Origin of the sequence: Chitinophaga sp., from assembly GCF_036569185.1 — a bacterium.
GTDB lineage: Bacteria > Bacteroidota > Bacteroidia > Chitinophagales > Chitinophagaceae > Chitinophaga.
The window spans coordinates 21,101-44,124 of the sequence record NZ_DATCRD010000278.1; the positions used below are offsets into that span (position 1 = coordinate 21,101).

The 23,024-nt window shown below is 45.8% G+C and carries 19 protein-coding genes; 8 read left to right on the forward strand and 11 right to left on the reverse strand.

What is annotated here, in order from left to right:
- Genes VIM72_RS21450 through VIM72_RS21460 form a run of 3 tightly spaced genes read right to left on the reverse strand, consistent with a single transcriptional unit; the run spans position 1 to position 6,796 of the window.
- Positions 1–1,611, reverse strand: a complete 1,611-nt coding sequence (locus tag VIM72_RS21450; RefSeq protein WP_332004875.1) for an FAD-dependent oxidoreductase — start codon at positions 1,609–1,611, stop codon at positions 1–3.
- A gap of 1 nt (position 1,612) precedes the next feature.
- Entirely contained in the window at positions 1,613–3,316 is a 1,704-nt protein-coding gene (locus VIM72_RS21455) for a RagB/SusD family nutrient uptake outer membrane protein (protein ID WP_332004876.1), read from the reverse strand.
- 6 nt (positions 3,317–3,322) lie between these two features.
- Positions 3,323–6,796: a TonB-dependent receptor gene (locus VIM72_RS21460; protein WP_332004877.1), complete on the reverse strand. Its 3,474-nt coding sequence runs from the start codon at positions 6,794–6,796 to the stop codon at positions 3,323–3,325.
- Between the two features lie 152 nt (positions 6,797–6,948).
- Here VIM72_RS21460 and VIM72_RS21465 point away from each other — a divergent pair, with 152 nt between their 5' ends.
- Both VIM72_RS21465 and VIM72_RS21470 read left to right on the forward strand, forming a co-directional pair.
- Positions 6,949–7,464 (forward strand): RNA polymerase sigma factor, encoded by a 516-nt coding sequence (locus VIM72_RS21465; protein ID WP_332004878.1) that lies wholly within the window; start codon positions 6,949–6,951, stop codon positions 7,462–7,464.
- An 11-nt stretch (positions 7,465–7,475) separates the two neighbouring features.
- Positions 7,476–8,603, forward strand: coding sequence for a FecR family protein (locus VIM72_RS21470; RefSeq protein ID WP_332004879.1), 1,128 nt, complete (start codon positions 7,476–7,478; stop codon positions 8,601–8,603).
- 57 nt (positions 8,604–8,660) lie between these two features.
- On the opposite strand, the gene VIM72_RS21475 is transcribed toward VIM72_RS21470, so the two are convergent.
- The gene (locus VIM72_RS21475; RefSeq protein WP_332004880.1) at positions 8,661–9,158 is read right to left on the reverse strand and encodes a hypothetical protein; all 498 of its coding nucleotides are present in this window, start codon (positions 9,156–9,158) and stop codon (positions 8,661–8,663) included.
- Positions 9,159–9,473: 315 nt separating this feature from the next.
- Between VIM72_RS21475 and VIM72_RS32430 the strand changes: the two genes are divergently transcribed.
- Both VIM72_RS32430 and VIM72_RS21480 read left to right on the forward strand, forming a co-directional pair.
- Positions 9,474–9,743, forward strand: coding sequence for a LytTR family transcriptional regulator DNA-binding domain-containing protein (locus VIM72_RS32430; protein ID WP_414648999.1), 270 nt, complete (start codon positions 9,474–9,476; stop codon positions 9,741–9,743).
- 133 nt (positions 9,744–9,876) lie between these two features.
- A complete protein-coding gene (locus VIM72_RS21480; RefSeq protein ID WP_332004881.1) occupies positions 9,877–10,224 on the forward strand; it encodes a hypothetical protein in 348 nt (115 codons plus the stop codon).
- A 34-nt stretch (positions 10,225–10,258) separates the two neighbouring features.
- Here the strand turns inward: VIM72_RS21480 and VIM72_RS21485 are convergent, their stop codons facing one another.
- From VIM72_RS21485 to VIM72_RS21495, 3 genes are read right to left on the reverse strand one after another with little or no spacing between them, the layout of a single operon-like run.
- Positions 10,259–11,515: a replication-associated recombination protein A gene (locus VIM72_RS21485; RefSeq protein WP_332004882.1), complete on the reverse strand. Its 1,257-nt coding sequence runs from the start codon at positions 11,513–11,515 to the stop codon at positions 10,259–10,261.
- Between the two features lie 15 nt (positions 11,516–11,530).
- Entirely contained in the window at positions 11,531–11,962 is a 432-nt protein-coding gene (locus tag VIM72_RS21490; RefSeq protein ID WP_332004883.1) for a group III truncated hemoglobin, read from the reverse strand.
- An 11-nt stretch (positions 11,963–11,973) separates the two neighbouring features.
- Positions 11,974–12,480, reverse strand: a complete 507-nt coding sequence (locus VIM72_RS21495) for a hypothetical protein (protein WP_332004884.1) — start codon at positions 12,478–12,480, stop codon at positions 11,974–11,976.
- Between the two features lie 158 nt (positions 12,481–12,638).
- Here VIM72_RS21495 and VIM72_RS21500 point away from each other — a divergent pair, with 158 nt between their 5' ends.
- Together VIM72_RS21500 and VIM72_RS21505 are read left to right on the forward strand one after the other, a co-directional pair.
- On the forward strand, positions 12,639–14,699 hold the full coding sequence (locus tag VIM72_RS21500) for a M13 family metallopeptidase (RefSeq protein ID WP_332004885.1): 2,061 nt from the start codon (positions 12,639–12,641) through the stop codon (positions 14,697–14,699).
- Between the two features lie 115 nt (positions 14,700–14,814).
- Complete coding sequence (locus tag VIM72_RS21505; protein ID WP_332004886.1) at positions 14,815–15,087, forward strand: YHS domain-containing protein; 273 nt, start codon at positions 14,815–14,817, stop codon at positions 15,085–15,087.
- A gap of 67 nt (positions 15,088–15,154) precedes the next feature.
- Here VIM72_RS21505 and VIM72_RS21510 read toward each other — a convergent pair whose 3' ends face one another.
- From VIM72_RS21510 to VIM72_RS21525, 4 genes are all read right to left on the reverse strand, one after another.
- A complete protein-coding gene (locus tag VIM72_RS21510) occupies positions 15,155–16,579 on the reverse strand; it encodes a hypothetical protein (protein ID WP_332004887.1) in 1,425 nt (474 codons plus the stop codon).
- Positions 16,580–16,645: 66 nt separating this feature from the next.
- Positions 16,646–19,438: a TonB-dependent receptor gene (locus tag VIM72_RS21515; protein WP_332004888.1), complete on the reverse strand. Its 2,793-nt coding sequence runs from the start codon at positions 19,436–19,438 to the stop codon at positions 16,646–16,648.
- A gap of 191 nt (positions 19,439–19,629) precedes the next feature.
- Entirely contained in the window at positions 19,630–20,031 is a 402-nt protein-coding gene (locus VIM72_RS21520; RefSeq protein WP_325637121.1) for a hypothetical protein, read from the reverse strand.
- Between the two features lie 175 nt (positions 20,032–20,206).
- The gene (locus VIM72_RS21525; protein WP_332004889.1) at positions 20,207–21,034 is read right to left on the reverse strand and encodes a UDP-2,3-diacylglucosamine diphosphatase; all 828 of its coding nucleotides are present in this window, start codon (positions 21,032–21,034) and stop codon (positions 20,207–20,209) included.
- Between the two features lie 182 nt (positions 21,035–21,216).
- Between VIM72_RS21525 and VIM72_RS21530 the strand changes: the two genes are divergently transcribed.
- Both VIM72_RS21530 and VIM72_RS21535 read left to right on the forward strand, forming a co-directional pair.
- Positions 21,217–21,867 carry a DUF47 domain-containing protein gene (locus tag VIM72_RS21530; RefSeq protein WP_142684061.1) on the forward strand — a complete coding sequence of 217 codons (651 nt, stop codon included), beginning with the start codon at positions 21,217–21,219 and terminating at the stop codon, positions 21,865–21,867.
- 42 nt (positions 21,868–21,909) lie between these two features.
- Positions 21,910–22,914: an inorganic phosphate transporter gene (locus VIM72_RS21535; RefSeq protein WP_332004890.1), complete on the forward strand. Its 1,005-nt coding sequence runs from the start codon at positions 21,910–21,912 to the stop codon at positions 22,912–22,914.
- Positions 22,915–23,024 lie beyond the last annotated feature (110 nt).

The window sequence follows — 23,024 nt, forward strand, 5'->3', positions numbered from 1 at the left end:
TTAGTCAATTGATGCCGGCGCCGGCAGGTCGCTGAGCTCTTTTATTTTTGATTCCAGCTTAGCACCCTGTTGCGCCAGTTTACTGCCCAATACCTTTGTATCTACATCCTGCACAGCTTTATTCTCCTTAACAGCCAGTACGGCAGCTTCTCCCGCGGCCTGCCCCATGATCATATACTGAGGCTCCATCCGGATGGTAGCATATACCACATGACTGGCAGAGATACATACCGTTACCAGCAGGTTGGAAATTTCTTTCCGCTTTGGCAGCAATACGCGGTAAGGTATCTGGTAAGGAATATGTTTCATGCGTTCAGGCTCGGTACGTTGCAGACCACCTTCATATTTAAGGCGACCTTTACTATCGGCATAGCCCTGTACCCGGTGCACGTCAAGGCCGTAAGAACCTAAGCCAACCGGATCGGGTTTCTGCATTTCTGACACCACATCTTTCTGTGTCATCACCCAATCGCCGGTCATACGGCGGGCTTCGCGTACATACAATTCATAAGGCCAGTTATTGTTATCGGCAAATTCATCTTTCGACAATCCCCACTGGTTAAATACATCCCTGAATTCAGCAGGCAGGCGCGGATCATTTGCCAGGAAATAAACATACCCGGCTACATAGTTGATATGATCCTGCCAGATCTCTGCCCGGCGTTTGTAGGAACCATCAGGATAATCCCAGTTACCACCAACATAATCAGCGGTATTAAGATCTACTTTACTGTTGGGGATTTTGCCCATGCCTGGAAATAATTTTGCTGCTGCTGTTGCGGCGCCCAGTTTATTAATGGCGTCCATGGTAGAATAGTACAGCTCAATATACCGGGCCGGGTCATAATTTGCCGGCTTCGGATAGGGCACCTGGTTCGCTTTATTGTTGGTAAGGGAAAGCCTGAAATTGTAAGCCTGGGTTTTCTTATCGCCGGCTCCTATTGGACCAGGAGGCACTGGCTGAATACCTGGCAATAACTTCCCGTTTTCATAAGCGCTCCTGGTCCCGGATCCTTCCCGGATACCGGCGGAATATTCATCATACTCGCTCTGCGCTTCCCTTCCAACAATATAGGATACACCGGAAAACGCCATCAGGTCGCCTTCATAAGTAGCGTCAATAAATACCCTGGCAGAAAAGGAGGCGCCGTTTTCCATGGTGATCTCTGTTATCCTGCCTTCTTTCTTTTTCACACCATTCTTTTCCTTTAGCCGGTGATTGATAAATACGGCGACGTTGGCTTCTTTCACCATATCATTTAATATTTTTTCTGCCACATGCGGTTCAGGAAACCAGGCTACGGTATCTTTCAGACCATAATATTTACCACAGCGCTGATACAGTTCCTTTGCATATCCACCAATCACATCTTTACGTCCGAGATCGGTGGCAGAAAGACCGCCGGATACCATACCGCCGAGGTGTTTTTTAGGTTCAAGTATAGCCACTTTAAGTCCTTCGCGGGCAGCAGTAACAGCTGCCATCACGCCCGATGCCGTACCACCGTAAACTACCACATCGTATGTTTGCGGCGCCGTGTTACCTGCCATTGCGAAACACGGGAAGATCATTCCGATGACCCATTTGATTAATACGCTTCTTACTTTCATCTTAATAATTCGGGTTTTGTTTAAAATTTTCTTTGTTGGTAGACAGATCTATTTCAGATTGCGGAATAGGGAACAGGTAATGTTTCGCCGGGTCAAAACTGGTAGCCGTATTTACAATTTTTGTATTTGCGGGGTCCCGGTTCTTTTTCAGGAATGCTTCAAACCTGCCCGTGCGCGCCAGGTCGAACCATCGCTGGAATTCAAAGCACAGCTCGCGGGCGCGTTCCATCAATATTTCATCTGTAGTGATATCTGCTGCGGTATAATCATTAAATCCAGGTGTTTCCGCTGCTGTCACCGGAGCGCCGCTGGCATTCAGTCCACGTGCGCGTTGCCGTACTTTATTAATAGCCGCCAGTCCTTCTGCGGAAATTATTCCGTTCATTTTATAATCCGCTTCGGCAAACATCAGCAACACATCTGCAAACCGCAGTACTATCACATTATTCGGGCAATTGGAATACAGGTATTGGGAGGTGGTTTGCCAGTTGGCGCCCCAGCGGTATTTTGTAACGCCGCAACGGCCCAGGATGCTTTGGTTATAAGCATCCGGCGTATAGGGCGAGGTCCAGATATACGTTAATTTAGAAGGTGCATTGTTAGCCACATTGATCATAGAATCAGAAAGGTTCCATACCCTTCTTTTATCATAATCCACATCTTTGAGGCTTTTCTTGTAGTAGGTATAAAACTTCGGTACATATACGAGGTTGTTCACACCAGCCATGGAATTGGTGTAGTAAAGCGGGTTCCCGTTCACCATTCCCCCCGTATAGGCCATGCCATATTCTTTGGTCCATTGTGTGCCATAAGGAACTACCGAGCTGAACTGCAGTTCAAACAACGATTCCCTGTTTACATTCTTATTCTCAATTTTAAATACATCCCCGTAAACCGGCAGCAGGTCGGCCCCGCTGTTATCCTTTACATCTTTCAGGGTTTCCCATGCCTTTGTGTACAGGGCTTTTACATCCATCTCAATATTCTTGTAGCCATCTACTTTTCCGGTTTGCTTGGCAAGGGCTGTTTCCTTTGCCGATGCCATTGTCAGGTAAACCTTACCCAGTAAGGATTTGGCAGCCCATTGATTGGCGTGCCCGTCATTTGTTTTCTGGCGGGTAAGTACTCCGTCCTGCGCGGCAAAAGTGAGATCACTGAGAATGAAATCGTATACTTCTTTTAATGGCCGCCGCGGAAGACCATAGTCAAACTTACCGGAGATAGGTTTATCTATAAGGGGGATATCGCCAAAAGCCTGTACCAGCCTGAAATATACAAAGGCGCGTATAAACCGGGCTTCTCCCGTAATCACTTTACGGTCGGCATCTGAAATAGTTGTAATCCTGCCGGCGGCGTCTATTACAATATTGGCCCTTGCTGCAATTTCATAATGCCTGATCCAATATTCATAGATCGATCCCTCACTTACAGAGAAGGTGTAACGGTCGAAATTAAAACGCACTCCTGAAGTGCCTTTGAACATAGCTTCATCCGTACCTATTTCTGTCATGAACAACGGGGTATTGGTATATACGCCGAACAGGTCTTTTGCGGAGGAATACATTCCTACAATGCCTGCATCCAACGTAGCTTTGTCTACAAAAAAATTATCCGTTGTATATTGGGTTTGCGGTTTTTCTTCCAGGAATTTTTTGCAGGAAGAAAAGAACACAATTGCGCACGCAAGTATAATAGCTGATCTCATAATCATTTAGAATTGAGCTTTTAAACCAAATGAGTATACCCTGGAACGTGGATAGGAAGCATAATCCAACGATGGCATGAGGTCTCCGAATCCGCCCTGGCGGGTATTTACCTCCGGATCATAACCTGAGTATTTTGTACTTACCCAGAGATTTTTCCCGCTTACAAAAAGCGTCACGTTTGCTATCTGCCTGGCTTTAAAGTGATAAGACAACGTTACATCGCTGAGGCGGATGAAGCTGCCGTCTTCAATCCAGTCCGACAACATCAGCAACTCTTCCGGGCTACCGGGCATACGGTAGCGGTTATCCGGGTTTCCTTTTTCTACCAGCGCTCCTGAAGTCATATCGTACAGCGAAGGCCTCCAGGCATTCACTGATCCTTTCGACATATTATTGGTGCTTCGTCCTGCTTCCATTGCCACCCTGTTGGCATTATACAGTTTATTGCCATAGCTGTACTGTACCACTACATTCAGGTTAAACGCCTTATAACGGATAGCGTTTGTAAGACCTCCGGTAAAAGACGGCTGTCCTTTTCCAAGCACTACCCTGTCGGATGTATTGATAATGCCATCGCCGTTCTGGTCGATGAACTTCCTGGTACCCGGCCGTATTTTACTGATAGCCTGACCATTGATCACCGTAAGCCCCGAAGCGTCTATTTCAGCCTGCGATTGAAAAATTCCATTGGTCTGGTATCCGAACCATTGTCCTATAGGCTGCCCGTTACGGATAATGGCGGTAGTACCTATCCCCGAAACCACGCCGGGATCAAGGCCCAGATCAGGCCCTATTTCCAGGGCTTTTGAACGGTTGAAACCGATGTTGGCATCCAGGTTCCAGCCGAATTGCGCGCGGGTCACCAACAGTGAACTGATATTAAATTCCAGCCCGCTGTTCTGGATGGAGCCGAGGTTATTCCATGCGCTCCTGTAACCGCTGTAACCGGGAGTTATCTGTTCTATCAGCAAATCCTTTGTACGCTTCAGGTACCAGTCTGCCGTAATATTTACCTTATCATTCCATAATCCAAGATCCATACCTGCATCAACCTGCGTAGTAGTTTCCCATTTCAGGGAAGGATTTTCCGGTCTTTCCACCACCACCCCGAAATCCGGCACATAGCCGTCCATGGGGGAAAAGTAAGTGGTGATAGTAGATAAAGTGAGGTAAGACGGAATAGCGGTATTACCGCTTTGCCCCAGGCTGGCGCGGAACTTTAAGTTACTGATGGCATGTACCTGTTTCAGAAATTTTTCTTCGCTGGCTCTCCAGGCTATGGCGGCGGAAGGAAAGTATCCCCACTTGTTATCTTTACTGAAACGGGAAGATCCATCGGCCCTCATGGTAAGCGTAGCCATATATTTCTGCCGGTAGTTATATTCCGCCCGGCCCAGAAAAGAGGCCATCGTCCATTTGGTGATATTGTAAGTAGGTATTACGGGCACGGTACCATTTCCCAGGCCGTAGGGGCCTAACAGTTCTATATCGTAATGCTGGTTTTCTGCAGTAACAAGGCTCGTTTTATTCTGTTCAATGATAGCGCCGCCCATCACATTGATGCTATGATCCCTGCCGATGTTGCCTTTATAATACAGCAGGTTTTCATTCATCAGTTTATCGGTAGCGCCTCTTGCCAGCACGGCGCGTCCGTCGTACTTCGCACCTGAAGAGGTATTCTTGGGATAATAGGCGTCTGTGTTGGTATTTACGGCAGAATAATTGCCTGTGGTGCGGAAGGTGAAGTGTTTATTGATATTCCAGTCGAGCGCCAAGCGGGTTACCCATTCTGCATTGGATCTTTTATTGGTAACATTCTTTGCCAGCGAATAGGGGTTGGTGCTGATATAGCCTTCCACCCCTTCATTGTCTTCAATATCGGAAAAAGACAGGGGCTTTACCGGCTGCTGGCTGAACATGCTGGTGATAACCGCGTTGGAGGTAATGCCGCCATTCTGTGAGCCGGAGATAAAACCGTTGATGTTAGTACGGCTGCCGGAAATGTTACTGGTGAGGGTTACCGCCGGCGATAACTTCTGCTGGAAATTAAACCGCCCGTTAAAGCGCTCATAGCCGCTAAAAACGATTAAACCTCCCTGGTTAAGATAACCTCCCATAAAAGAAAATTTCGTGTCTTTTGAGCCCCCTGAAGCACTGATACGGTATTCCTGCACTGCACTGTTCTGGAACATGGCCTTTTGCCAATTGGTATTTACTGAATCCGGATCATTGTAGTTGTACCAGTCGTGGTACGTTTGATCAGTAGCCACTCCCCAGAACCCTGCGGGACTGCCTAACGGGGTATCCCGGAAATAAGTATAGCCGGTAAGCGTGGTAGCCGGTTTATCCGGATCTGCTGCATCTGCGGGCGAATAGGTATACGCTGTAGCCAGGTAGCGGGCGTGTGCATACTCAGCGGCGTCCATTACGCCAACCAGGTGGCCGGGCGTTTGAAACCCTGTATTGGTATACAGTTCCACTACTGTTTTCCCGGCCCTCCCGGTTTTAGTGGTGATCATAATTACGCCGTTGGCGCCCCTGGCGCCGTAAATAGCCGTACCGGAGGCGTCTTTCAGGATCTCTATGGATTCAATATCGCCCGGGTTGATGTCGTTGGCATTTTCCTGCATCACGCCATCTATTACATACAGCGGTGTGCTGCCGCCGCTGATAGAGCTTGCACCGCGGATGCGGATGGTGCTTTCAGATCCGGGCGTACCATCGTTTTGCGTGATCTGTACCCCTGCGGCCTTGCCCTTCATGGCATCTGCCAGGGAAAACAACGTCCGTTCCGACATCGCCTCTTTTGAAATAGAAGATACCGATGCGGTCACATCTTTTTTCTTCACCGTGCCATATCCTATTACCAGTACATCGTTCAGGGTGGATCCTTCACCCATCAGGCTTACATTGATCTGCGAACGGTTCTTCACGGCCACTTCCCTGCTCTGAAACCCCACATAGGATACCACCAGCACACCTGTCCCGTGTGTAATATCCGGGATATTAAACTCTCCTTTTTCGTTGGTCACCCCGCCTTTATCGGTACCCTTCAGCTTCACGGAAGCGCCAGGCAGTAACTCACCTTTTTGGTCTGTTATCTTCCCGGAAATATGCGTTACCGTGTCTGCCGGTGCGGCGGCAATGCGGGTGGAGTCCGGGGCCGGGACATCCTTTTTCTTAATATAGATCACCTTGTCCCGGTACTGCCAGGTAAAAGCATTTCCCAGGGCGGCTTTAAGCACATCCTGGAGGGCGGCGTCTTTCAGGTTCAGCGACACCTTTTGCTGATCGTTGATCTGCTGGTTGCTGTAAAAAAGATCATAACCCGTTTTCGCGGTGATCTGATTAAAAATTTCTTTTAATGATACATTCCTGACATTCAATGAAATCTTATCTGCCGGTAATTGGCCACTGGCCGGGATAATAGAAAAACATGACAATAGAAAAAGAAGAGCACCTCGTACATATTGTGGCATACGTTATCAATTTTTCAGGTACGTGAAATTTGATCTATAGACAACTTTTCCCGGTAACGGGTGACAAATTTTTTGTGCTGTTTTGAATATTTTTTTTGTTTAGGTTTGTAAGATAAATTCCAACCTGTTTCACGTTAGATTGCTGCTACAAAATGCCAGAACAAGATCAGAACGCATTTGGTGAAATATTTTCCATTCATTACAGAAGAATGGTAATGGAGGCATTTTACCTGCTGAGAGATGAACAGCAGGCCAAAGATGTGGTACAGGAAATATTTATAGACCTGTGGCATAAACAAACCCTGGAGGATATTATCTCCATAAAAGCATACCTGACGCAAAGCGTCCGTAACCGTTGTCTTAATTTAAAAAAATCTGAAAAGTCACGGGAACAAAAGGAATTGGGATACCGGTATGCCTTGCAGGCGGATACCGCTGTGATAAAAGTGCAGGGAGATGAAGACCTTGCTGTGCAATACCAGCAAAGAGCAGATCATTTACTGGAAGCTATCGGGGAATTGCCGCCTAAAACGGCCAGGATCTTCCAGTTGTATTATATAGAAAAGAAGAGTCGTACGGATGTAGCCGCAGAGTTGGGCGTAAGCATTAATACTGTTAAAACGGTACTATCCCGCGCCCTGCAATTTTTAAGAAAGAAAATGCTTTGATCTCAAAATATATGGACCATACAGCAGAAGAAATAAAGAGCCTGATGATAGATAAACTGGACAATCATATTGATCCGGAAGATGAGCTGTTGTTGCAGCGCCTGATTTCGGAGCAGGAAGATGTACAGTTGATGTGGGAGGAAATGCAGCAAGTCTTCTCCGTAGGTAAAGGAAAGGAACTGATGGAAAAACTGGATACTGGCGAAGAATGGGAAAACCTTAACAGGGAGTTGAAAAAAGTAAAAAGAAAAAGGATCACCAGGTATATAGGAATTGCTGCCGGTATTGCCGCCGCAGCAATAGCTGCTGTAGTATATCTTCATTTACCCCATACTGCCCCCCCGAGCAAGATAGCGGCTACTGCACCGCCTAAAGCCATCCTGCTGAAAATAGACAACGGAAAAGAAATTGATCTCAGCGCAGGTGGTAATGAAGCCATTGTAGCCGGAGACGCGCACCTTCATAACAATGGTAAAACATTAACATTGCAGGGCGGCGCCGGCAACCAGTGGAGCACCATCAGTGTTCCGTCTGGAATGGACTACCAGGTTAAGTTATCCGACAGTTCCATTCTTTGGCTGAACGCAGCTACCACTGCACATTTCCCTGTAAATTTCAGCGGTAATACCCGTGAAATAGATATCAGGGGAGAAGCCTACCTGCAGGTAGCCAAAGATGCGTCAAGACCATTCATCGTGCACTTGCCCGGCGGCGCAGCCATAGAAGTATTGGGCACCTCCTTCAACATCAACTCCTACGATCCGGCCAGCGTAAAAGTAGCACTGGTGGAAGGAAGTGTGAACATGCGCACATCTGCCCAAACAATAGGCTTAAAACCCGGATACCAGGCCAGTTTGTCTGGCAGCTCGCCTATAAAGGTAGCACCTTTCGATCAGCGACAGGTACTCTCCTGGATGAAAGGCCAGTACCTATTCTCCAATACACCTGTTCAGGAAATTGCGCTCACCCTTCAGCGCTGGTATGATGTTGAAATAATTATGGATAATACCGCAGTAGGAAAGAAATGTTTCACCGGCGTTATTAACAAACAAAAGAAACTGCAGGATTTCCTGGAGAGCCTCACTTCAACAGCCGAGGTTAGTTATTATTTCAAAGGAAACGTACTTCATTTTAAATAAAACCCAGGTACCTGGGGAAGCAGCTTTTCATTTTTCAATTTATATAAGATAATAAAGCTATCGCTCCACGTGTTCCTGTTTTGAACCAGTGTTTTTTCCTGCAGTACCTGTTGTTATTCCCAACAACAGGGGAATAAGCATCAGTCCCTGGAAAATATTGAACATCGCAAACCTGGGGTGAATATCAAACAACCTGTCCGGCGCTTCATTATACCAGTTAATCATATAATAAGCCAGCAGGAGCGATATGAAGGCCAGTCCCATAGTAAAATACCTGAACTTTATGCCATAGCATTTGTCAAATACAAGTGTCATGGAAACGGCTACGAAACATGAATTAGTCGCCGCGTACAGGATAGTAGCCCCTGATATTAAACTAACAAGCGGCCCGATAATAAATGACCCCGCCACAAATATGAAAATCGTGGCAACCAGGGTAGTCGCTAGTGCCTTTAGCTTTCCTCTCCCCATGCCCATATATATTGATACCGGGAAAAGGACCAGGAATCCAAGACTGGTAATGAAAACCAATCCATTACTGGTCGATTCACTCACGGATTTGCAAAAGATTGTCCAGAGCACAGTGAATATCAAAAAAAATAAAAGGGTTTTAATAAAAGCTGGCCAATGTAAGCTAATCTTGTTCATAGGTAACGGGAGAAAAATATCCTGAAGATAAATATATTTTTCTCTATTCTCCCAATTTCGGGAACTTCAATGCCAGTTTGATTAAGGACAGCTGCGGCGTGAATATTATCTTCTTAAGTAAAATTAATTTACCAGTTTAAGAATCCATTATACAACTCAGCATCTATTTATCTCAACTCAGTTACTTTCTCTATCATTGTAAGGCGGTAGCCGGCAGTACTATTGCCTGTTTCTGGTTATCAAACCCATCTTATAACCCGTGACAATAAAATACATGTTATTGCAACACCATTAGATATACTTGAAAGTGAGCTGGATCCCCACCTGTTTTTCAGAATCAACCGGCAGTTTATTGTTGCCAGATCAAGTGTAAAGGAAATCCACTTGTACTTCGGCAATCGCCTGAAAATTACATTAGATCCAACGCCCCGGGAAGAAGTGCTGGCGAGCAGGGAAAGGGTCAATGATTTTAAATTATGGCTGGATAAATAACCTTGTATGAAGTACACTGCACTTTTACTGTTATTTTCCAGCCTGACTTACGGGCAGCAGTTAACGGATTCTATTAAAAAAAAACGATCCGCGGAAAACTATTCATATGCCTTCCGGTAAACCAACGAATAAATTGACACTGAAAACATCAGGCATAAGGATCATTAATGCAGTTAGTGATTCCTCGATACTTGGATTTGTTCAACAGGGGTTATTTGATGATTGGATTGAAGCAGTAGCCGACAAACCACTCACCTGCTTTCTGCAGGAGTATGTAAACAGTACTTATGCATCGTTCTATACTACAGATGCACCTGAAATATTAATAGTTGTACAGGAACTGCGGATCAATGAACGTACTCTTACAGCCACTCAAAAAGCATATCTACGTCTCAAAGCAATGGTGTTTGCAGAAAATGCTAACCGTCAGCAATATACCTTATATGAAGAAGCCTCCAATCGCGACTACTGTAGATATTGAGACAGGAGAATTTTCGCTGTAAATCCTCCTGTCTTTAATAGTTATACTTCTCTTTCCACAAATTCTTCAGGTAATTCCTCAGCTCATTTTCACGGGCATTATTTCCTGGCTCATAAAACTTCGTGCCCTTAATAGCATCCGGCAGAAACTCCTGCAACACAAAATTATTTTCATAATCATGCGCATATGCATATCCCTTACCATAGTTCATTTCTTTCATCAACTTCGTAGGGGCGTTCCTGATATGCAGCGGCACCGGCAGGTCGCCGGTTCTTGCCACCACCGCCTGGGCCGCGCTGATAGCTGCAACCGCCGCATTGCTTTTGGCAGAAGCAGCCAGGTAGGTAACGCATTGCGACAGGATGATCCTGGATTCCGGGAAGCCGATGAGGTTTACCGCCTGGAAACAACTGGTGGCCAGTAACAGCGCATTGGGATTGGCATTACCGATATCTTCAGAAGCCAGGATCACTAAACGGCGCGCAATAAATTTCACATCTTCCCCTCCATCAATCATCCTGGCGAGATAATACAATGCAGCATTCGGATCACTTCCCCGGATGGATTTAATAAAGGCAGAAATGATATCGTAATGCTGTTCTCCCTTCTTATCATAAATGGCTACCCGTTGCTGGGCAATATCCATTACCTTCTGATCGGTGATCACCACCGGGTCTTCCCGTAAAGTATTTACCACCAGTTCAAAGAGATTGAGCAGCTTACGGGCGTCTCCACCAGAAATATTAAACAGGGCGCCGGTTTCTTTTATTTCCACATGTTTGCTACGCAGCCACTCATCCCGCTCCATTGCCTGTTGCAGTAACTGCATCAGTTGCTCATTGCCAAGCGGTTTCAATACATACACCTGGCTGCGGGATAATACCGCTGCGTTTACTTCGAAAGAAGGGTTCTCTGTAGTGGCGCCTATCAGGGTAATGATCCCTTTTTCCACTGCGCCCAGCAATGCGTCCTGCTGCGATTTATTAAACCGGTGAATTTCATCGATGAATAACACTGCGTGTTGCTGCCGCCGGGCCATCTCTATTACCTCCCTCACTTCTTTTACACCGGCTGATATGGCGCTGAGTGTATAAAAGGGTACCTGTAATGTATGCGCAATGATGTTGGCAATTGTAGTTTTTCCAACTCCCGGAGGCCCCCACAGGATCATGGAAGGGATCATTCCCTGTTCTATTGCTTTTCTTAAAATACTGTCTTTGCCGGTAAGATGTTCCTGCCCCACCAGTTCATCCAACGTTACCGGTCTTAACCGCTCCGCTAATGGTTGCATACTACACTTATTGGTTTATTGTTTATTGCCCGGGTTAACGAGCGGAATCTGTTTGCTGTCGCCAGGACGATTCACCTGGTCCATTTTAAACGACATGATCCCTTTGATGGATCTGGCCCGGGTTACGGCCAATATAGCCTTTTCACCCGTAAAATTTTCCGTCACGGTGGCTTCAAACAATTGCAGCCAGCGCTCAAAATAGGCTGGCTCCAACGGGATCAGCCTGTTCAGTTTAAAATGAGGATCCATCACATTGCCCTTGTAATTGCCGCCATCCAGCAGCAATCCTTCCCAGAAATTATACATAACAGGCAGATGGCGCTGCCAGTTGACCTTTGCTACATCGTTAAAAATAAAGCCGATCAGGTCATCTGCCTTTACTTTATCATAAAAGCTGTTTACCAGTAATACGATATCATCCCTGTTGGATATCTCCCGCTTTTCCATAACCGCTGTTTTTATTCTTCATCTTCCCTTTGTTTACCGCCATGCAACTGAAGCCACTGGCGGAGATAGCGAAACGACAGCACAATATTCAGCACAAATAAACTTCCCATCACCAGCAGGAAAACGCCTATGGGCCCTACCATGGTTTGTTTAATGGCAGCCTGTTGATCCGCAGGTAAATTCCCGATCTCTGCTTTCATCTGTTCAGGAGAAACCAGTAAAATGGTAAGCCCTGATAAAATGATCAGGATAGAGAATACCAGGCCTATTGTACCCATAAATCTCATGCCACCCGGAGTGCTTTCCTTCAGGGGAATTTCGGGTAACAACAGGCTCCGCTGAAGATATAATGATAAAACGCTATGGATAAAGCAGGCGCCCATCGAAAGCAGGGAAATGATACTTCCAAAGTTTGTTCCCAGAAAAAGTACGCTGGACAAGAGCATGAACGTGAAAATGCCGGATATCATCAATGCTACCGCTGTAGTAATCCTGTACAATTTAAACCTGAAATCCATCTATATGTTAATTTACGTAACACAAACCTACCTAATTATTCAGAGATTCCGGGATTTGATCAGCAACTGCCACTGTGGCCGCGATTGCCGTTCATAAAAAACCTTTCATGCAACCTGACCCGTTTTCCATAACTTAGGCTACTAAACCTGTTTTAAATATGAACAAATCCAATGCGGTAAAACTACCGTTGCTGGCTGCCATGGTTACATTTGCAGCCTGCAATTCCAACAGTTCCTCGCAGCAGGCAGAAACGGCCGACACCACGAAGGTGCCCGCTTTCAACCTGGCTGATATCGACTCTTCCTACAAAGCCTGTGATGATTTTGACAATTATGTGAACGGAAACTGGAAAAAGAACAACCCTATTCCTTCTACAGAGAGCCGCTGGGGAGCGTTTAACGTACTCGATAAAGAAAACAAGGAAGTACGTCTCAAAGGGATCATTGCCGAAATTACCAGCAAAACAGACCTGAAAAAAGGCACAGAAGAACAACAGATCGCCGATTACTACACCTCATTCCTGGATACCGCTACCATTGAACAACGTGGTATCACCCCGCTGCAACCCTACCTGGATAAGATTGCGGGCATCAAAACACTGGCCGACTGGGCCAGCGTAACCGGTGAGCTCCAGAAGATCGGGGTAGCCACCTTTACCGGCCTCGGCGCTGACGCGGATGCCAAAAACAGTAAAATGAATGTGCTTTACCAGGGGCAGGGAGGCTTGAGTCTTGGTGAAAAAAGCTACTACGAAAGACAGGATTCAGCTACTAAAAATGTGCGCAGCGAATTTGTTAGTCATGTTGACAAGATGTTTAAACTGGCAGGTTTTCCTGAAACCAACGCCGGAGAAACCATCCTTGGCTTTGAAACAAAGCTCGCAGCCATCCAGCTCAGCAATGTAGAGCTCCGCGACCCGGTTAAAACCTATAACAGGGCGGCTTTTTCAGAACTGAAAACACTGGCCCCGGATTTCGACTGGGACAACTTCGCTGCTAAACAGGATATCAAAACCGATACCCTCGTACTCCAGAACAAAGCTTATCTCACCAAAGCCAACGGGCTGCTGAAAGCTACCCCGCTGGAAACACTGAAAACATACACCAAATGGCAGCTGCTCAGCCAGTTCGCCAGCTATCTGCCAGCCAGCTTCGATAATGAAGACTTCCACTTCTTCGGTACGGTAATGACAGGTAAAAAATCCCAGAAAACCCGGCCGGAACGCGCTATCCGTTCTACCGACGGGAAGATGGGCATGCCGCTGGGTAAATTGTTTGCCAAAAAATATTTCCCCGAAAGCAGCAAACAGAAAGTATCTGAAATGATCGAAAATGTGCGTAAAGTTTATGGAGAAAGAATCGATAAGCTCACCTGGATGGGCGATTCCACCAAACAAATGGCACATAAAAAACTGGCTTCCTTTACTTACAAAATCGGGTATCCTGATAAATGGAAAGACTACTCTTCCATCAACATAGAAAAAGGAAAACTGGTGGAAAACGTAATAGCTGCCAGCTTATACGTGCACAAAGAAAATGTGGATAAAATAGGCAAACCGGTAGATAAAAGCGAATGGGGCATGACGCCTCAAACAGTGAACGCCTACTATAACCCGTTAAATAATGAGGTAGTGTTCCCTGCCGGTATCCTGCAGCCGCCTTTTTACAACCCTAACGCAGATGATGCCATTAACTATGGCGGCATCATTGCAGTTATCGGTCACGAGTTTACGCACGGCTTCGACGACCAGGGCTCCCAGTTCGATGCAGAAGGCAACCTGAAAAACTGGTGGACAGCGGCCGACCGCAAGAACTTCGACAAGCTCACCAAACGCTATATCGATTACTTCAGTGGCCTTGAAGCATTACCAGGTTTTAAAATCAATGGCGCATTAACCATTGGTGAAAACGTAGCCGACCTGGGAGGCTTAACACTGGCCTATCACGCCCTGGTAAAATCATTTGAAGGTAAAGGCGAGCCTAAACCTATTGATGGCTTTACCTGGCAGCAGCGTTTCTTCCTGGGCTGGGCGCAGGTATGGCATGGCAACATCACAGATGCTGCTTTGCGCAACCAGATCCAGACAGACCCACACTCGCCTGCAAGATTCCGTATTAACGGCCCATTGCCTCACCTGGCTGAATTCCAGGCTGCATGGGGCTGTGCTCCGGGCAATAAAATGGTGTTGCCGGAAGCAGAACGTGTAGTGATCTGGTAATAATTTTAGTAGTAACCTTATATTGAATTACGGATCTGTTGGAAGAGGAATAACCTGTTCATCTTCCCTCAAATCCGTAATTCTTTTTTATCTATACCTTCGTAAAAAACTACGTATGAAATACATATTCTTTGCCTGTAGCATCCTCCTGTTTGCCTGTGCACAAAAGCAGCCATCCGCGGAAAACACTACCGCTCCTGCAGCCGCCGAATCGCCTGTAGCCGCGGTAAGCGGTAAACTCCCCGATCCCGTTTGTGAAATGCCTTACGACACCAGTTACAAAGAATGGACGGTGTATAAAACAGATACCCTGCATTTCTGCTCAGCTACCTGTAAAAACGTATTTGAAAAGGCACCGGAAAAATATATGGCCAAACTTGGCAGATAATAAAATAGCCGCCCTGGGTAAAAACCCGGGCGGCCTAAGATTACAGTTTATGAAATTTAAATAAATACTATTTATTCACAAATTTGGTCCAGCCTTTAAACCAGGTATCACCTGCAGCTGCTGCACCAACATAGGTAGTAGTAGTAAAGGCGCCACCACCTAATTTTGCGCTACTGAAATCCGCACCAGCCAGCAACGGTGAACCGGTTGCAGGAGTTGGATCAAAAGTAGTGTAACCTGTGTTAGTCAGTTTTACATCTGCAATAGCAGCCAGTGTTTGATTAGCAAATGCAGCAGTACTGAACCAGGTCTGAGAATTAAACGTTGCAGTACCGGGAGCTACTACCAGCGGGCAACCTGCAATCGTGTTATTTTTATACTCCAGTGCATTGGAAGTAGCGCTGGCTTCTGTAAGCGCGCCATCCAGGAATAAACCAACAGGCCATCCTACAAACACAGAGTTGAATACTGATATTTTACTGTTCCTTCTGATATGCGCGCCTCTTTTGAAAGGAGCTGCAGTGGTAGCCGCAGTAGCATTAGCATAAGGGCCAACAATGGTCATGTTGCTGAAAACAGCGGAAGTCTGCGGTGTTTTGGTAGTACCTTCTGCATCATTATCAGACTCAAAGCCATTGGATGCACCACTCGGGCCGAAGTCAGCGATAGCAGCATCACGCAGTACCAGGCCAAACTGGATCTTTCCTGAGAAACCGTTATCTGTATCGAAATCATCGTCGGTAGCACGGTAAGAGATCAGGTGTTTGCAGTTCACTGTACCACCAAACCACTCGAAAGAATCATCACCTGAATAGCTTACCTGAACGTAGTCAATAGTTGTACCGGAGCCTACGCTACCAAAAGTAACACCATTGATCTCGTCATTTACTGCGAAGGCAATACCAGGATATTCTACCCTTACATATTTCAGTATACCTGAATTATCATCAGCCTTGGTACCACCATGTAAACCATAACCGGTAGCAGTTTCGTTTACACCGCCTTCAACAGCCTGTAAACCGGCAACGCCATCTTTAGCGCCATTGTTCGGTGCGTTACCCAGCAGGATAATACCACCCCAGTCGCCGCTGTTAGGCGTAGCCTGGTTGGAAGTAAACACGATCGGAGCAGCAGCTGTGCCCTGTGCATCGATCTTACCATTCCTGGTAATGATCAGGGCACCTTTATTTGGAGATTTGGACCCTTTAATGGTAACACCTGGCTCTATTTTGATAGTTGCACCATTCAATACAAAAGTGAAATCAGTCAGCAGGTAAGTTTTACCGGTTTTCAAAACAGTGTTGGTAGTGATCTGTTTTGGCAGTGTTTCAGGCGCTTCCTTAAACTCACTGTTATTGCTGGTTCTTTCAATTGTAGCTTTCGTCATGTCTACATTCTGCGTTGGCGGCGGAGTTGTAGGATCATCATCTTTACCACAGGAGGAAGCCATGATCACAGCTAAAAACATTACAGGAAACAGAATTTTTTTCATGTCAGATGGATTGAAATTAAATGCAGTTTTTAAAATCTATTATTCCTTATTATAATCTTCTCTTTATCAGAATTTGTAAGAGAAAGAAAGATTCACGTTAGTACCACCTTTGGTACTTATTCTCAGGAAGTCTGATGTTTTATCATACTTGCCATTATCGTTGTTGTCCTGGTAGAAGTTGGCCGACTGGTTCAGGATATCGCTTACCGTCAGCTTAATTTCCCCTTTACGGAAAACTTTTTGAGATACCATGAAGTCCAGTAAGGATCTTGGCGCTTCATATACATCGGGCTCGGTGTCGTTACCTACAATGAAAATTCTTCTGCCAATGCGGTTAAACAATACGTTTGCTACAGTACCGGTGGTTTCTTTTTCAAACTGTAACCCAACATTTACCACGTAGGGCGACTGGCCCTGCATAGGCCGGTCTTTCAGCACTTTATCTTTTTCGAAGGATACTTTATTATAGATGTAGGCAACATTGGAAAACACGGTAAATGAATGCCAGAATGCGGCGTTATTGGGATTCAGGAAATCAAGATTTTTCCTGAACTCCAGCTCGGCGCCGGCGCTGTTGGCTTTGGGAGCGTTCAGGTAGGTTAAACCTACAGAACCGGCGCCACTGTTATAGAATCTTTCAATAGGAGATTCAAAATGCTTATAGAAACCGGCAATGGTCAATACCTCTCCGGAACGGGGATACAGCTCATAGCGCAGATCCACGTTGGTCACCTTGCTTCTTTTCAGGTTGGAGTTACCTGATTCTGTAGCCATCAGGTCGAAGTTATAGAAAGCAAACGGCGCCTGTTCACGGAACTCCGGCCGGATAACGGTTTGAGAGGCGCTGAAGCGGATATTGGTTTTCGCGTTCAGCAGGTAAGTAAGGTTCAGCGAGGGGAGGATATCCGTTACCGCAGTTTTGTTATTCTGTGGCCCGTTCTGATTATACTTGATTGACTGGTTAAAATTTTCCACTCTCACACCCCATACCAGGCGCCAGTTATCATAAATGCTGTTGTCGAACTGCAGGTAACCGGCATTGAGCAGGGCGTTGGCGCCATAGGCATCCGGCGTATTGGTGATTTCATCCATACGCAATAACCGGTCGGTGAAATTTTCAGGCGCAAATATTTTATCCGGGGTCAAACGTACCAGGTCATGTGCGTAAGGATCGCTGGGGTCAAACAGGGTATATCCCAATGCCCGCGGGGTGAAGCCGCGTTCTTTGCTCTGAACCAGGTAACCGGCTTTTATTTGTTGCTGCCGGCCACCGATCTTTACAAACCTGCTCAGATCCACGATGCCGCCATAAATATTATCATTCAGTTTGGAATAGAAACGGCCGGAGCCAGTGAGAGTAGCGGAACCGCCGGAAGATATATTGGCATAGAAATCATCCTTACCTGCAGGGCTGTTGTAACCTAAGCGGCGCAGATCCGGTACGTCCTGTTTCATATTGGTGTAACTGCCGTTCCATTTGATCTTCACTTTTGTACGCTCCCAGAAATGCTCACCGGATAACTGGGATGTATAAATACGGTTGCTGTTAAAACCCAGCTCATAGGCACGTACATCTGTTTCAGAAGGAATATCATTCCCATTCCTCACAGTAGTTGCCACTGTAGAGTTCACACTGTACAAATTCTTAAAACTGATCTTATTCTTGCCAAACTGGTAGGATAAGTTGGCCAATCCTCCCCACAATACATTCTGTGTGGATTTTTTATCATTATAATTGTAGATCCTTGATCCATCGTTATCAAAGTCGGTACGATAAGTTTCAAAATTCCGGTTGTTGCGGTTATAGCTCAGTGATAATACCGCGCCAAAGCGATTACCTTCTTTTCCTTTATTGATACCGCCCGCAATCTGGAAATTGGAATTAAGCGGAGTATTTTTGGTATTCACCGACCAGATATCAGGGAATGATTTGGATACGGCAATTTTATCTGCTGCAGACAGCTGATCATAACCCGCTTTGGAAGATGGAAAAACAGATGGCATTTTCCTGGTACCATCGTCTATACCCAGCCAATCGTTGCTTCCACCTTTATAAGTATAGAAATCCTTCCCTGCCGACATGGTATTGAAACCCGTACCGGCCAATACGGTAAGGAAGTTTTCTGAAGGAATATCTTTTGTATTTACCTGTACCAGGCCACCTGCAAATTCTGCGGGCAATTCAGGCACTGCTGCCTTATTAATTACAATGTTTTCAACAATATTGGAAGGGAAGAGATCAAACGAAAATGTTTTCCTGTCGGGTTCTGTGCTCGACAGCAGTGCGCCGTTTACAGTCGCCTGGTTATACCTGTCCGCAAGCCCGCGTACAACCAGGTACTTACCTTCCTGTAAAGACGCGCCGGATACTCTTTTCAGTACTTCTCCTGTGTTTCTGTCCGGCGATTTGCGGATCGCTTCTGCAGATACTACCTGTGCTACTGTGTTGGTATTTTTTTGCAGGGTTAGCAGTGAATTAATGGTTTCCTGTTTTGCTGTTCCGGTGATCACCACTTCTTTCAGGCTTTTGGAACTGCGTTCTTCCATCACAATATCAAGGTAGGTAGGCTTGCCTGCGCTCACTACTACTTCAGATATTGATTTTGTCTGGTACCCCATGAATTTGAACTCAAGAGTATAGGTGCCGGGATCTACCAATATCTGGTATCTTCCTTCTACATCTGTTACCGCGCCTTTGCCTGTACCAGCTACTACCACGGTTAACCCGATAATAGCTTCACCTGTTTTTTTGTCGGTTACTTTACCGGTGATTTTGGCCGGATCAGCTGCAGAGGATGCATTGGCAAAGGAGCAGCACAGCAATAGTGCCCAGATAAGTACAGAAGATAGTTGCTTCACAGTAATTTTTTAATCAGGTTTTAATACGGTTTTAAGCCCGTTTTAATATTGATGGCAAAACTATTGGCACTACATTACCGCAGTGTTAACGAGGCATTACCAGAATGTTAATTGATAGAAAGATTTTCAGGAGATCGCTGACAGTAGAAATATATAGAAGAAGAGAGAACCTGGGTTAACTGAGAGAAGTGTTACCACATATTCTGTTGTGGCGACTGGCGATTATTATTTTTCAGCATATCGAGGGAAATATCCAGCTGGTAATTACGCTCGGTTTTCCAGTCAGATACCGGGCAGGCGATCTGGAATAAGTGCTGACTTTTGTTCATGAAGGGTTTGTTGTCCTTATTGCACAACTCGAGTGAAAAATTAAACCGTTCTTCCACTTCTTCCTCAAACTCCCGCAGACTGAGGGTTTCATCGATCGGAAACTCCACCAGGACGTCCTCTTCAAAACCGGCATCTTTTAATGTATCAAAGGTATTGGCAAGCGAGTTGCGCACATACACGGCCACGTTACAAAAGAGCAAACGCTGGATCTGCATCTGCAATAGGGAGATAGTCATTAAAGGATGTAACTTCAATACTTTCATCTAGCTTTTTTTCTTGCTTATCTAAATGTGCCACTATCGTCACACTTAATTATTTCTCTGGCAAACTTAGTAGTCTACTTTTAATTTAATATTAAGCGCTTGTTATGATTTTGTGAAAATAATATTTATATTTAAATATATTCGAAAAATTTAAATATAATAAAGAGAAGAAAAATCAGGAGCCGGGGAAAGTAATAATACGGGTAGCGTCCCAGTCGAGCCCATCATCATCGTCTTCAGCCAGCACAGTGCCTTTCCGGGTAAGGGGATGTTGGTACAGGGTCCATTGCTGGTTATTATATTCAAGGGCGGTAAGACTTTCCACCCAATCGCCGGAATTCAGGTAAGTGATCGTTCTGTTGCCCGCCTGCATTTCCTTGATCAGGGGCTGATGGATATGTCCGCAGCATACTACGTCGAACTCTTTATCCGCCGCTATTTCCGCAACAGTTTGTTCAAAATCGGAGATAAATTTCACGGCCGATTTTACTCCTTGTTTTACTTTTTTGGAAAAAGACATTTTTTCCCGTCCCATGCTTTCCAGGATATGATTCACCAGCCGGTTGAGGATAATCAGCAGGTCATAACCCTTGCCCCCCAGCTTTGCCAGCCATTTGGAGTTTTTCATGGTCACATCATATACATCGCCGTGAAAGAACCAATGCCGTTTGCCATCCACTTCCAGCACCAGTTTATTATCGATCGTAAAATTCCCCAGCTCAAACCCGGCGTATTTGCGGAGCGCTTCGTCGTGGTTGCCGGTCAGGTAATATACTTCGGTACCTTTCCCGATCATCTTCAGGATCTTCCGGATCACTTTGGTATGGGCCTTTGGAAAATAACGTTTACTGAATTGCCAGATATCAATAATATCCCCGTTCAATACCAGTATTTTCGGGTCAATGCTATCCAGGTACTGAACCAGTTCTTTGGCGTGACAGCCGTAAATCCCCAGATGTACATCTGAAATTACAGCGATATCTAATGGGCGTTTATCCGACATTATAGGTACGTATGTACAGGTTGTAGGCAGCCTGTTTATGAGTATAATTTTCAATACAAAGGAAAAATCGCTATATTACTTTTATATTAATCCAGTGTTAAGGAATTATTAATTCACGTTTTTTACTGGCTGGGATAGATTCTGAAAGCTATTTTTGCGGCAAATTTTTAAACTCAAACTGTATGGGAGGCTTCAATTCTTTTGTTAAACTATTCATGCCGAAAGACCGGGTATTTTATTCTTTGTTTGAAGACGTAGCTTCCAATCTGGTAGAAATGGCAACCGTGCTCAATGAGCTGGTGGCAACCACGGATCTGGCGGTGAGAAAGGATAAAGTACACCTGATAGAACGCCTGGAACACAAAAACGACGATTATACCCACCGCATATTTGTAGAGCTCGGACAGAATTTTATCACCCCGTTTGACCGTGAAGACATTCACTACCTGGCCGCCACCCTGGACGACGTTGCAGATTATATCCACGGCTCCGCCAAAAGAATGGACCTCTATAAAGTACATTACATCAACGAAAGCATCCGCAAACTGGCTGAACTGATCCACCTTGGTGTACTGGAACTTGCCAAAGCCATCCCTGAACTGCGCAATATGCAGAATATGCGCATCATTACGGATGCCTGCGTAAAGATCAACAGCCTGGAAAACCATGCTGATGATATCTACGACATGGCCATCGCCGACCTGTTTGATACAGAGCAGAACGCGGCAGAACTGATTAAAATGCGTGAAATCTACCAGGCGCTGGAAATCGCTACCGACAAGTGCGAAGACTGCGCCAACGTAATAGAAACCATTATTATCAAGTACTCCTGATAAAGGGGATTACAGTTCTGAACGCCTAATTCTCCTGATGTCATGACTTTACTAGTAATTATTATCATACTGGCATTCATTTTTGATTATATCAATGGTTTCCATGATGCCGCCAACTCTATAGCCACCATTGTGTCGACCAAGGTACTGACACCTTTTCAGGCAGTGCTCTGGGCCGCAGTATTCAACTTTGTGGCCTTTTTTGTGGCCAAATATTACATCGGTGAATTTAAAGTAGCAAATTCCGTAGCCAACTCCGTATTTGAGCAGTTTATTACGCTGAAAGTGATCCTTTGCGGCCTGGTAGCGGCCATCACCTGGAATCTTTTCACCTGGTGGCTGGGTATCCCCTCCAGTTCCTCCCATACGCTGATTGGCGGTTTTATCGGCGCGGCGGTTACTGCTTCCGGTGGCAATATTGATGTAATCAATTTCCACAAGGTATTACCTACTGTATACTTTATTGTACTGGCGCCTCTCATAGGTATGGCGGTAGCCTTTGTTATAACACTCATCATCGTTAATGTTTGCCGGAAGGCAAACCCCTACCGGGCAGAAAGTTGGTTCAAACGCCTGCAGCTGGCCTCCTCTGCGGCATTGAGCCTTGGCCACGGCAGTAACGATGCCCAGAAAGTAATGGGTATCATCTCTGCCGCAATGGTATCTGCAGGTTATATCAAAAACCTCAAGGAAATGCCGGATTGGGTGCCCCTGGCCTGCTTTACCTGTATTGCACTGGGAACCATGAGCGGCGGCTGGAAGATTGTAAAAACCATGGGAACACGCATTACCAAGGTAACCCCGCTGGAAGGCGTAGCGGCCGAAACCTCCGGCGCTGTTACCCTCTTCCTCACAGAGCACCTGGGCATTCCCGCCAGTACCACCCACGTTATTACGGGAGCTATCATGGGTGTGGGCGCCACCAAAAGGTTATCTGCCGTTCGTTGGGGCGTTACCGTATCCCTTCTGTGGGCCTGGGTTTTAACCATTCCTATCAGTGGATTACTGGCTGCAGTCACCTATTTTATCGTAAACCTGTTCATTTAAAAAGTGGACCTGTAACATACTTAAAAGCTCTCCCGCCACCGCCGGAGAGCTTTTTTTATAAAAAAAAGACGCCAATTGAAAGAGAGCCGCTATTTTTGTGCGGTTTTTCT